This window comes from Ureibacillus yapensis (genome assembly GCF_003515775.1).
GTDB classification, from domain to species: domain Bacteria; phylum Bacillota; class Bacilli; order Bacillales_A; family Planococcaceae; genus Ureibacillus; species Ureibacillus yapensis.
Genome location: NZ_QWEI01000005.1, coordinates 23,741 through 36,505, shown reverse-complemented (window position 1 = coordinate 36,505; position 12,765 = coordinate 23,741). Strand labels below are relative to the sequence as shown.

12 protein-coding genes are annotated in these 12,765 nt (G+C 40.6%); 3 read left to right on the top strand and 9 right to left on the bottom strand.

The window, feature by feature from the left end; translation table 11 throughout:
* Positions 1–128 precede the first annotated feature (128 nt).
* The 8 genes from dnaB to rpsF form a co-directional block, all read right to left on the bottom strand.
* Positions 129–1,490 carry a replicative DNA helicase gene (gene dnaB / locus D1B33_RS10825; protein ID WP_118876582.1) on the bottom strand — a complete coding sequence of 454 codons (1,362 nt, stop codon included), beginning with the start codon at positions 1,488–1,490 and terminating at the stop codon, positions 129–131.
* Positions 1,491–1,501: 11 nt separating this feature from the next.
* A complete protein-coding gene (gene rplI / locus D1B33_RS10820; protein ID WP_118876417.1) occupies positions 1,502–1,948 on the bottom strand; it encodes a 50S ribosomal protein L9 in 447 nt (148 codons plus the stop codon).
* On the bottom strand, positions 1,945–3,918 hold the full coding sequence (locus D1B33_RS10815) for a DHH family phosphoesterase (protein ID WP_118876416.1): 1,974 nt from the start codon (positions 3,916–3,918) through the stop codon (positions 1,945–1,947). The genes rplI and D1B33_RS10815 overlap by 4 nt, the downstream gene beginning before the upstream one ends.
* Positions 3,919–3,930: 12 nt before the next feature.
* Entirely contained in the window at positions 3,931–4,872 is a 942-nt protein-coding gene (locus tag D1B33_RS10810) for a YybS family protein (protein ID WP_118876415.1), read from the bottom strand.
* Between the two features lie 416 nt (positions 4,873–5,288).
* Positions 5,289–6,644 carry an MFS transporter gene (locus tag D1B33_RS10805; RefSeq protein WP_118876414.1) on the bottom strand — a complete coding sequence of 452 codons (1,356 nt, stop codon included), beginning with the start codon at positions 6,642–6,644 and terminating at the stop codon, positions 5,289–5,291.
* Between the two features lie 448 nt (positions 6,645–7,092).
* A complete protein-coding gene (gene rpsR, locus D1B33_RS10800; protein WP_118876413.1) occupies positions 7,093–7,329 on the bottom strand; it encodes a 30S ribosomal protein S18 in 237 nt (78 codons plus the stop codon).
* A 176-nt stretch (positions 7,330–7,505) separates the two neighbouring features.
* On the bottom strand, positions 7,506–8,078 hold the full coding sequence (ssb, locus tag D1B33_RS10795) for a single-stranded DNA-binding protein (RefSeq protein WP_118876412.1): 573 nt from the start codon (positions 8,076–8,078) through the stop codon (positions 7,506–7,508).
* Between the two features lie 46 nt (positions 8,079–8,124).
* On the bottom strand, positions 8,125–8,412 hold the full coding sequence (gene rpsF, locus D1B33_RS10790) for a 30S ribosomal protein S6 (protein ID WP_118876411.1): 288 nt from the start codon (positions 8,410–8,412) through the stop codon (positions 8,125–8,127).
* A 250-nt stretch (positions 8,413–8,662) separates the two neighbouring features.
* Here rpsF and D1B33_RS10785 point away from each other — a divergent pair, with 250 nt between their 5' ends.
* The 3 genes from D1B33_RS10785 (at position 8,663) to D1B33_RS10775 (ending at position 11,494) form a co-directional block, all read left to right on the top strand.
* The gene (locus D1B33_RS10785; RefSeq protein ID WP_118876410.1) at positions 8,663–9,211 is read left to right on the top strand and encodes a DUF3267 domain-containing protein; all 549 of its coding nucleotides are present in this window, start codon (positions 8,663–8,665) and stop codon (positions 9,209–9,211) included.
* A 2-nt stretch (positions 9,212–9,213) separates the two neighbouring features.
* The gene (locus tag D1B33_RS10780) at positions 9,214–9,777 is read left to right on the top strand and encodes a metalloprotease family protein (protein WP_118876409.1); all 564 of its coding nucleotides are present in this window, start codon (positions 9,214–9,216) and stop codon (positions 9,775–9,777) included.
* A 253-nt stretch (positions 9,778–10,030) separates the two neighbouring features.
* Entirely contained in the window at positions 10,031–11,494 is a 1,464-nt protein-coding gene (locus D1B33_RS10775) for a S8 family peptidase (protein ID WP_118876408.1), read from the top strand.
* A gap of 109 nt (positions 11,495–11,603) precedes the next feature.
* Here D1B33_RS10775 and ychF read toward each other — a convergent pair whose 3' ends face one another.
* On the bottom strand, positions 11,604–12,704 hold the full coding sequence (gene ychF / locus D1B33_RS10770) for a redox-regulated ATPase YchF (RefSeq protein ID WP_118876407.1): 1,101 nt from the start codon (positions 12,702–12,704) through the stop codon (positions 11,604–11,606).
* Positions 12,705–12,765 lie beyond the last annotated feature (61 nt).

The window sequence follows — 12,765 nt, the reverse complement described above, 5'->3', positions numbered from 1 at the left end:
TATAATTCATAATTGCTTTATCAAACCGAATTAATTGTAACAGTGAACATTCATGAAGTCAATGAACAAACAGAAAAAACACGAACAAACGGTTATAAACCAACAACCATTGTTCGTGTTCTAAAAACCTAACCAGCACTTACAGGCATTGGGTGCTGGGACCAATCGATATTAATGAATTTGTTAAACTCTTTCTTAAAGGCGAGCGTTACCGTCCCGGTTGGACCATTACGCTGTTTGGCAATGATGATTTCAATCATGTTTTTATTTTCACTTTCTTTGTCGTAATAATCATCACGATACAAGAAAGCCACGATGTCCGCATCTTGCTCAATACTTCCGGATTCACGGATATCACTCATCATCGGGCGCTTATCTTGGCGTTGCTCAACGCCACGCGATAACTGTGATAAGGCAATAACCGGAACCTTTAATTCACGCGCAAGCGCTTTTAATGAACGGGAAATTTCGGATACTTCCTGTTGACGGTTTTCACCGCTTCGCCCGCTCCCTTGGATTAACTGCAAATAATCGATCAGGATCATGCCCAATCCATGTTCCTGTGCAAGTCGACGGCATTTGGCACGAATTTCATTGATACGCAAGCCTGGTGTATCATCAATATAAATGCCCGAGTTCGATAGACTTCCCATCGCCATCGTTAACTTGCTCCAGTCCTCTGCCGTTAAGGCACCTGTACGCAACACTTGCGCATCGATATTTCCTTCCGCACACAATAGACGCATGACAAGCTGCTCTGCTCCCATCTCGAGGGAGAAGATTGCCACATTTTCACGCGCCTTTATGGCAACATTCTGGGCAATGTTCAAGGCAAAGGCTGTTTTCCCTACAGAAGGTCGAGCGGCTACAATAATCAAGTCATTGCGTTGGAACCCGGCAGTCATTCGGTCCAAATCATTAAAGCCTGTCGGTATTCCCGTCACATCGCCTTCGCGGAATTGGAGCTGTTCAATATTATCATAGGTGTGAACAAGTACGTCTTTTACATGTTTGAAGTCGCCAGCATTTTTGCGGTTGGCGACTTCCATCACTTTCTTCTCGGCTTCAGACAAAAGGACTTCCACTTCGTCTTCGCGTGTGTATCCATCTTCAACAATCTTTGTTGCTACACGAATCAAACGTCGCAAAAGCGCTTTTTCTTCTACAATTTTCGCATAGTATGCGATATTCGCAGCAGTTGGTACAGCATTCGCAAGTTCTGTTAAGTAGGAGAGGCCGCCAACATCTTCAAGTTCTTTTTTAACCGAAAGCTCTTCCGTCACGGTAACAACATCGATTGCTTTCCCTTGATCACTTAAATCAAGCATTGTCTGGAAGATTTTTTGATGGGCAATCCGGTAAAAATCAGCGGCAAGCAAAATTTCGGATGCTGTAATTAAACTTTGCGGTTCAAGAAAGATGGCGCCAAGCACGGACTGCTCTGCATCATGGTTATGCGGTGGAACACGGTCCATAACGGAATCGTTCATAGACATCTCGCTTAAGCCTCTTCTACCACATGGACTTTTAACGTTGCTTTTACTTCATGATGCAGCTTAACTGGAACGTTTGTATAACCTAAAGAACGTATGCCTTCGCTCTCCATTTTGCGTTTATCAAGTTTGATGCCGTGCTCTTTTTGCAGGCTTTCAGCTATTTGTTTTGTAGAGATTGAACCAAATAGTCTTCCGCCTTCTCCTGATTTTGCTTTGATTTTGACTTCCAGCTTTTCAAGCTGTTCTTTTAAGTCTTTTGCTGCTTGCAACTCTGCTGCTGCATTCTTTTCTTCAAGCTTCTTTTGGCCTTGCAATTGGCTTAGCGCTTGGTTTGACGCTTCCACTGCATAGCCATTTTTAATAAGGAAGTTTTGTGCATACCCATCTGCTACATTTTTAACTTCACCTTTTTTTCCTTTTCCTTTTACATCTTTAAGAAAAACTACTTTCATTCTTCATTACTCCCTTCAACTGTTTCAGAAATTGCATTTTGCAATAATTCAATTGCATCTTCGATTGTATCTGTTTCCAGTTGGCACGCGGCGTTTGTTAAATGGCCGCCTCCACCGAGTTTTTCCATAATGATTTGCACATTGACATTTCCAAGCGATCGGGCGCTAATCCCGATTAAACCATCTGGACGATGGGCAACAACAAAGGATGCCGATACATCTTTCATGGTCAATAAAATATCCGCGGTTTGTGCAATCAAGACAGAGTCATATGCTTTTTCATTTTCCCCTTTGGCAATCGCTATGCCTGAAGAAACAAATTCGACTGTTTGAATTATTTTGGAACGCTCAATATACGTATCAATGTCCTCTTTCAATAGTTGCTGGACAAGAATTGTATCGGCGCCGTATGTTCTTAAATAAGAAGCTGCTTCGAATGTACGGGCGCCTGTTCGTAAAGTAAAGCTCTTCGTGTCTACAATAATACCCGATAATAATGACGTAGCTTCCAGCTTTGTTAACTTTTCCTCTTCGGGTTGATATTCCAGCAATTCGGTTACTAATTCTGCTGTAGAAGAGGCATATGGTTCCATATAAACAAGCGTGGGATTTTGCAGGAACTCTTCTCCCCGGCGATGATGGTCTATGACAATGACTTTGTCGGATCGTTTTAGTAATCGTTCATCCATGACAAGACTAGGTTTATGTGTATCTACAACAATAACCAAAGATTTTTCCGTCATCATGGCAATCGCTTCTTCTGCTGTAATGAAGTATCGATAAAGGTCCGTATTTTCCTCAATTTCATTCATTAAGCGGCTTACACTGCCATTCAACTCATCAAAATTGACCACAACATACCCATTCACTTTATTCTTCTGAGCCATTTTTCGTACGCCGATTGCAGCTCCGATGGCATCCATATCCGGGTGCTTGTGCCCCATAATAAATACTTGATCACTTTCTATGATTAAGTCCTGCAAAGCATGGGAAATGACACGCGCTCTTACACGCGTTCGTTTTTCTACCGGGTTGGTTTTTCCTCCATAGAATCTTAATTTTCCGCTAGGCTGCTTAATGGCTACTTGGTCACCGCCGCGCCCCAATACCAAATCTAGACTGGATTGAGCTAGTTCCCCTAATTTAATAAGGGAGGAGGAGCCGGCGCCCACCCCTATACTAAGCGTAAGCGAAAGGTTTTTTTGAGCGGTTTTCTCACGAATATCATCCAGAATGGAGAACTTTTTCTTTTCAAGTTCACTTAAGATCGATTCATTTAAAACAGCTAAAAAGCGGTCGGAGTTAATCCGTTTTGCAAAGATTCCATGTTCAAAAGCCCAATCATTGATAATTGATGTAATGACTGTATTGGTTAAACTGCGGGTTTGATCGTCCATTCCTTGAGTTAGTTCATCATAATTATCGATAAACAAAATAGCCACAACGGTTCGGTCCGCATAAAATTGAGATTCAATTTTCACTTGTTCTGTTACATCAAAGAAATAAAGAAGTTTTTCTTCCTGTTTATAAACCACTTTATATTTGCGCTCATTGATTGAAACGATCAACTCACGTTTTTCTTCCGATTTCGTTAAACTTTGCAGTTCTTCCGAGAGGATAAACAGTTCTTCGCCAATTAAGGAGTCCCCCTCGAAAAGGTCCGTCATATAGGGGTTCGCCCACTCGATCTCAAACTTATCATTGATAAGCAAAATCCCTATAGGCATCTCCAGGAGGGCTTCTGAACCGACTTTTTTCATTCGAAAAGATAGTGTCTCTATATGTTTTTCTGTTTGGGAGAAGGTGATTTTTTCAGTTCTCCATGCATATATTAACCCGATGGCTGTGACAACTGTGTAGGCTATTCCACTCCAAATATTATAGTAGAACAAAAGAATTGCACCCACTAAGCCGACCATCGTTAGGTAGATCAAAGGATGTCGAATCTGTCGCTTCCTGTAAGTATCCATTTTATCAGCTCCCTACTTCTGAATCTTGCCCTTGATGAGTGAACGAATATCAAACCCTAAATCAAATATTCCGAGTAATACAAAGAAGGAATACAACGGGATTGCCATGATTGTTGCAAGCACCTTTAGAAATGGAGGTGCTGTATAGGCATCAAGGACATAATGAACAAATGAAATCCCTTGTAAAGTCAGCAGCAACCATAAGACTAATGAAAAATTTAAACAAATCACATAAAGTGCTGTACCAGTTTCAGGGCTAATAAATAAGTTAATGGACAAGACGATCAAGTAGTACCATAACACTGCTTTTGGCATTCGCATATTTTTAAATGCTCTAAATTTCGGCACATTGATACCGAGACGTTTCAACATTGGCAAATTCGTTGAAATAAGTATAAATGCAAAGAAAAAGGCGCCCATCGTAATCGTTGCTGGAATAGCCGCTTCCATTGTGTCGAACATCACATTTAACATTTGTTGATTGGCAGCGGTTTGACCGGTTAGATTTTCTGAAAGCTCCATCGTCTTTGTATAACTCTCTCGCATCAATTGCATAAATTCTTGAATAAAGTCCGTCTCGAATAATTTCAGGGAAATGACATATTGAATGGCAAAAGTCATTAATACGGCAATTCCTGTGGACATAAATAAATATATTTTGCTTTTCTTTAATCGAAGGCCATCGCCTATGACCACACCTACCGCCGCATATATAAGCGAAAACGGAAGGATTAGGAGTCCTCCGAAAAAGAAAGTAACAATACACGCTATTATTGCAACAAAGATAGAAGAACTTCGATCGTATTTTGCACTGTACCAAGCAAGCGGCAATGGGGCAAATAAAGTTGCAATTAGACTAATGATTGGCACATAAAAGGCTATGGCGATAAAAATCGTAAATAGTGCAATCATCATCGCACCATGAGCGAGCCTTCTGGTCTGATTATTCGGCATTTATAACCTTCCTTCTACTAAATAAGAAATGCGCAAGCGCCCTGTTTAGCCCCGACAAGCGCTGGAAGGCCCGAATCGAAAGCATCTTTCTAGCTTTCGACCGAGGGACTGAAGCGACCTCGAGGGGCTGGGCGCTGGAGCTAGACATTGCCCAAACTCACAAATTTTAAGCTTTCTTAGTTTAAATAAGAAAATCCTTTCATTCGTATATTGTACCACCTTTTTATACATTGGACAAAAAAGCGGAGGTGCACAAAGATTTCTATTTTATAAAAAACTCGACAAACCTGATAAGATTTTGTCGAGTTTTCATTATTATATTCAACCTTTTTAGAAGAAGTTTTAAAATAGTCCATAAAATTCATAAATAGTCACTTTCAACTACTTGTTTTAAATCGTTAGGATATTGAAAATTTCTAATGAATTGCTGCGTGATCAGCTTGTACTTCATCATGTTCTTCAGGAGCTACCAGGTGTCCATATTTTTCTTGGACAAGTAAAATGGCCAATCCGGCGATTAAACAAGGAATTGCGAAGGCCAAGAAGTTAAAGTGGATTGGTAAATTAGAAGATAATAAGAATCCGCCAATAACCGGTCCAAGCATTCCACCTATTCGTCCGATACCCAATTCCCAGCCAACCCCTGTTGAGCGGATACCAGAGGGATAATATTGTGATACATAAGCATTCGTATTAATCTGAGTTCCGGTTGTTGTAGCCCCTGCGATAAAGATCATGATATACAGGAGCACCTGGCTCGGACTAAAGCTCAGTGCAGTCAGTGAAACGAATCCCAATGCAAAGAATACAAGCAATATCCGACGTGAACCAAATTTATCGCAAAGCTTTCCTGCAAAGATGGCACCCGTTACACCGCCCAGGTTTAAAACAATTAGGAAGATGAGACTGGAGCCTATTGGATATCCGGCACTTTGCATGATTTTTGGCAACCATGTACTCAAACCATACATGACCAATAAACACATGAATGCTGCAACCCAGAACATGACTGTGCTAAAACCACGTTTCTCTGTAAACAATTTTCGCAGCGAGGAATCAGTATCGTCCGACTCGTGCATAACCAGCTGATCCGATTTTTCAAATTGGAAGTCCGGATTGATTCGGTTCAATGTACGAACCAACTGCTCTTGTTTATTTACTTTAATATAATAGCTGTATGATTCAGGCATTACTTTATAAAGAAGCGGCAATAGTAAAAGCGGAAGACATGCCAAAAACACAACACCACGCCAACCAAAGCTTGGCAGGATTGCCAAAGCGCCCAACGAAGCAACAATCCCACCAAATGCATGTCCACTAAACATTATTGCAACGAGGGTGCTGCGCAATTTTGCCGGTGCATATTCCGTCACGAGCGCAATCAAATTCGGCATTACTCCACCAAGGCCAACACCGGCGATAAATCGTTGTATCCCGAATGAATTTGGTCCGTTGGCAAATCCTGAAGTAAAAGTAAAAAGGGAAAATAAAATGGTGCAAATCAATATGACATTTTTACGTCCAAACCGGTCGGCAACTGGCCCGAAGACAAGCGCGCCAATCATCATTCCGAATAAAGCATAACTTCCCAATTGACCTCCTGCGACAGCATCCATTTTCCATTCTTCCATTAATGTCGGCATAATGGCACCAAGCATGAACATATCATAACCATCAACAATAATAATGAAAATACATGAAATCAATAATGCGAAATGAAATCGACTAAATTTCTGATTGTCAACAAACTCACTGACAATTACCTTTCTCATTCTTTTTCCTCCCCATAAATAATAAATAAGAATTATTGTCTATAAATACCTTTCATAACACTTGAATAGTGAAATCAGTCTTTAACTTCAGAACAATTCCCCTATTAGAGAACAAAGAACCTTATTTCACGGTGTTATATAACACATTTTAAAACTTAATAAAATATGTTGCAATAATTTTTAGAAAATTGGATGTTATCCGACAATAATGAGTTGATTTGGAACAGAAGATAGAATTTAAAGCGGAACAAATGGAATAGTTCCAAGGGAAATTTGAAGAGGGAATCGTACTCTGATATAGAGTTATCATTCCAGGTAAATTATTTGGGGTGTTTTTATCGATGTGATAAGGAGTAGTATTTATTAATTTGGCAACCATTTGCATCCAAATCAAAAAAGCACAACAAGACCAGTTCGGCCTTGTTGTGCTTTATTCAAGCAATCAATCTTATTTGTCTTCCGCTACGAATGGAAGAAGTGCCATAATGCGAGCACGTTTGATAGCTGATGTTAGTTTACGTTGGTATTTTGCACTTGTACCAGTTACACGGCGTGGAAGAATTTTTCCGCGCTCTGAAATGAACTTTTTAAGTAAATCTACATCTTTATAGTCGATGTGTGTAATATGGTTAGAAGTGAAGTAACAAACTTTACGGCGTTTGCGGCCTCCGCGACGTTGTGCCATTTCGATATTCCTCCTTTATAGTTTTTGGGTTTCAAAAACGCTTGTGCATTTCTATTGTCTAGCTACAGCGGCTAGGCTCTCGCGTCGCTTCGACTCCTCCTACGAAGGCAAAAAGCGCCTTCTTGTCGGAGTCTCCATCGCGTGTCGAGCCTGAGCAAGCCGCTTCCGCTTTTCTATTAGAACGGTAAGTCGTCTTCGGAAACTTCGATTGGTCCTTTGCTTGATGCAAATGGATCCTCATCTACACGTGTATAATTTTGCTGATTGCCAGAAGGCTGAGATTGCGGGAAGGATGCAAATGGGTCTTGACCCATGTTATTGCCGCCGCCAAATTGTTGAGTCTGTTGGCTTGTACCATATGAAGGTTGGTTGCCCCCATATTGTTGCCCTCCATACTGTTGATTTGGCATTCCTGCTCCACTGCCAGAGTTGCGCGGTTCCAAGAATTGAACTGAATCCGCTACAACATCTGTTGTATAAACACGTTTTCCATCTTGACCTTCAAAACTTCCTGTTTGAATACGGCCTTCCACTCCGATCAAACTTCCTTTTTTCATGAAGTTTGCCAAGTTTTCAGCTTGTTTTCTCCAGGCAACACAACCGATAAAGTCTGCTTCACGCTCACCTTGCTGGTTCGAGAAAGTTCGATTTACAGCGACTGTAAAACGGGTCATCGGAACGCCACTCGGTGTATAGCGAAGCTCTGGATCTTTCGTCAGTCTTCCAACTAATACGACACGGTTTATCACAATTTCAACCTCCTTTACCAGCGATTTTAATTAATTTCAATGGTTATTAAGCTTCTTCACGAATAGACATGTGACGAATGATGTCTTCGCTGATGTTAGCTAAACGAGTGAACTCGTTGATTGCTTCTGTGCCAGCGTTCGCTTTTACGATTTGGTAGTAACCTTCACGGAAGTCGTTGATTTCATAAGCTAAGCGGCGTTTGCCCCACTCTTTAGACTCGATGATTTCAGCGCCGTTTGAAGTTAGAACTTCGTTGAAGCGTTCTACTAATGCTTTTTTCGCGTCGTCTTCAATGTTCGGACGAACGATGTACATTAATTCATACTTTTTCATCTATTTTGCACCTCCTTATGGACTTGGGCTCTCCGACGTTGCGGGAGCAAGGAGTAAGTAACATATACTCACATCAAAGAATTGTATCACATTAAAAGTCTTTACGCAATTAGAAAATGCAGCTCGACCAAAATAAGTGCAGTTGCAATCTTTTCCATTCATGAAACCTTCTGCTTCCTACCCCCAATAAAGGTTGATTCAAAAAACAGATCATAACCTATATAATGATAGTTAAGAGGGAAGTGAAAAAATGTCTCCTGACGCAACACCAACCATTATTAAACTCGATATGCGACAAATTGCCAAAATGAACATCCTGTTAACAATTGGTTTATGCTTGTTGTTTTTGATTGTGAATGGCTTGATTCATCAAAATTTTGCCGGGTCCATTACCGTCTGGGATTTCTTGCTTTTTTTCATGTTTTATTTCATATTAATAGTTCTCCATGAGGTTTTCCACTTAATCGGTTTTATGGTTTTTGGAAAGGTAGCGTATAAACAATTGGATTACGGAATCAATTTAAAGTTGGGAGTAGCCTATGCTACCACAACACAACCTCTATCAAATAAAGCGATGAAAAGGTCTTTGTTATTGCCCTTTTGGACAACCGGCGCACTACCTTCCATAATTGGCTTGGCGGCGAATTCCAACCTGCTCGTAATTTTGGGTGCTTTTTTGATTGCAGGAGCAGTAGGCGATTTTTATATGTATAAAGAATTGCGGAAATTCCCGAACGACGCTCTTGTAAAGGATGACCCGGAGCTGCCTCAGCTGTATGTATTTAAAGAAAGGATTTAAGAATGTCTAAACAAGTACAAGTAATTTCAATCAACGAACAAAAGGTGATCAAACAAACGATCATGCTCACAATCATATTAAGCGTTTTATTTGTAGCCATCAATTATATGATTCAACCCCAGTTTTCTTTTAGTATTTTGCGATTCCTATTGGGAGCAGCGATTTACTTGATCATTTCTTTGGTTTTAGTAGTGCTTAACGAAATATTGAACCTTATTGGGTATCGATTGCGAGCTAAAGTAGCTCCTGAATCGCTATCTCTTTCGATTTATCCCGAAAAAGGGCTCATCTTTTCAAAAACGACAGAGAAAATCAAAAATGTACACTATCAATCTATTTTCCTAACGTCCTTTTCCTTTTCGGGAGTCATCCCGTTAGCGATTGGCTTTGCTACGGGAAGCTACCCTTTACTGCTTGCGAGCGCCTCTTTTATTGCTGGTGGCCTGGCAAACTTTATCGGCATCTTCAAGCTTAGGAAATACCCGGATGATTGTTTGGTCCAGGACCTTCCGGAGCAATTCAGTGTGCATGTTTATTTAGATGAAAAGCAAGCCTCCCATAAGTAAATAAAGAGCAAATCCTCGTACACAAAGTATGGAGTGATTTGCTCTTTTTTATATCAAGTTTGAAATTGCAGGCTATTTTTATAGGATAAAAGTTATAGATTTTTATTTTAATAAGATGATAAATTTTTTCTAAACAAATATAAAAAAGTGGTAAGTGCTGACGATAAATTACAATGTACTCGGAAAAAACCGAGAAAATTACAATGATTAAATGATAATAGTCGTTGTGCAAAAAATAAGGGAGGCATTACTTTTGAAGAAAAACATAGCAATTTTGCTTGTATTCATACTCGCGTTTTCACTTCTTTCCGGCAGTGTATCCGCTGCGAACCTTGCAGGAAAAGAAAATGCAAAAAACAGCAATGGCAAAGAGAGGGTTATTGTCTTATTCAAAGAAAAAACCGATAAAACTTTGGTGTCCAATGCAAAAGGCCAAGTGAACCGTGAATATAAACACGTTCCAGCTTTAGCGATTTCAGTGCCGGCAACAGCAATTAAAGGTTTGCAAAACAACCCAAATGTTGCAGCGGTGGAAAAAGATGAGGTTGTAAAAGTTACGGCTCAAACACAAGACTGGGGAATTCAACGAATCAATGCACCAAAAACATGGTCAGGCGGCGTAACAGGAAAAGGTGCCAATGTCGCTGTTATTGATACAGGGGTCGCTTCTCATGAAGATTTAGTCATTGCCGGTGGCGTTTCCTTCACCGACTATACTTCTTCTTACCAAGATGATAACGGACATGGTACACATGTAGCAGGAATTATCGGTGCCGAAAACAACATAATTGGAACTGTAGGCGTTGCTCCGGATGCAAATGTCTATGCAGTAAAAGCATTGGATGCAGATGGCAGCGGATATGTTTCCGATATTATTGCGGGGATTGATTGGTCCATTACCAATAAGATGGACATCATCAATTTAAGTTTAGGGTTATCAGGTGAATCATTGGCTTTAAAAGATGTGGTGAATAAAGCATACAATGCAGGGATTTTAGTAGTGGCAGCTGCCGGGAATAGTGGCACTGCTGACGGCTCCGGGGATACTGTCAATTATCCGGCTCGCTATGATTCGACTATTGCTGTCGGTGCAACCAATAATTTAGATGCAAGAGCTTTCTTCTCATCAACTGGCACTGCAGTGGATGTAGCGGCACCTGGGGAAAGCATTTTAAGTACATACATAGGAAACCAATATGTTTATATGAGCGGTACATCAATGGCTGCACCATATGTTGCGGGTAATCTAGCATTATTAAAACAAACATATCCTACGCTATCTGCTTCGGACTTGCGCAAAAAATTAGAAAGCAGTGCAGTGGACTTAGGCTTGGCAGGCAAAGATACATTCTTTGGGTATGGTCTGATTCAAGCACCAGTCGTTTCAGCTAACACACCAGCACCTGCAGCATTAACAACAAATACGACGGTATCTACCAATAAAACATCCTACCTTGGTGGAGAAAGAGTAACAATTACCACAAAAGTAGTGGATGCCAATGGAGCGGCTCTTTCCAATGCGAATGTTACGCTTACGATTACTTCTCCAAGCGGTAGAGCAACAATTTTAAAATCTGCAACAAATTCAAACGGTGTGCTAACTTGCTATATGTCAACATCAATCTTTACAACAAAAGGTACATATAAAGCAAAGAGTGACACAACGAAATTAAATTATACAAGCAGTTCAGCGACAACTTCTTTCCAAATTCGTTAAACTGGACAAAAAAACATGAACCGTGATCAATCCCGGTTCATGTTTTTTGATATAAGATATAATCAACTCGGCCTTCTTTGGGTCGAGTATTTTTTATAAAGCAATTTTTCTATACATTGAAGCGGAATAGCATAACGTCGCCATCTTGAACAACATATTCTTTTCCTTCCAGACGTACCTTCCCGGCTTCTTTTGCCGCAGCCATCGATCCAGCTTCCACTAAATCATCGTAAGATACTGTTTCGGCACGGATAAAACCGCGTTCAAAGTCCGAGTGGATGACTCCGGCACACTGAGGAGCTTTCATGCCTTTTCGGAATGTCCAGGCACGCACTTCCTGTACCCCTGCAGTAAAATATGTGGCCAAGCCCAGCAAATCATATGAAGCACGAATCAATTGGTCAAGTCCCGACTCTTCGATTCCCAATTCTTCAAGGAACATTGCTTTTTCTTCGTCATCCAGTTCCGAAATCTCTTCTTCAATCTTCGCACAGATGGTAATGACTTGGGCACCTTCCGCACTTGCAAATTCGCGAACTTGTTGAACGTATGGATTGTTGTCAGCATCTGCCACTTCATCTTCCGAAACATTTGCTACATACAACATTGGTTTAATTGTCAACAGGTGAAGCCCTTTTACCACTTTTAGTTCATCATCTGATAATTCAACCGAACGTGCGGGCTTTTCCATTTCCAAAGCTTCTTTGATTTTAGTTAAAATTGGTTCCTCAATTAAAGCTTCTTTGTCTTTTTGTTTCGCCATTTTACTTACACGCTGCAGACGTTTCTCAACAGATTCCATATCCGCCAAGATAAGCTCCAAATTTATGACTTCGATGTCATCTATCGGGTTTACCGATCCGGAAACGTGTGTAATATTTTCATCTTCAAAACAGCGGACAACTTGGCAAATTGCATCCACTTCACGAATATGGGATAAGAACTTATTTCCAAGCCCTTCTCCTTTTGATGCCCCTTTTACGATTCCGGCAATATCCGTAAACTCAAAAGCGGTTGGAACAGTTTTCTTCGGTTCAACAAGCTCCGTTAGCTTGTCTAAACGTGCATCGGGAACTTCTACGACTCCCACGTTAGGATCAATCGTTGCGAATGGATAGTTTGCAGCCAATGCGCCTGCTTTTGTAATTGCATTAAATAATGTAGATTTCCCAACGTTCGGCAAACCTACGATACCAGCTGTTAAAGACATATAACTGACACGACCTTTCTATTTCTCTGCCATTTTGATTTGGTTCGTATATGTTGATTGT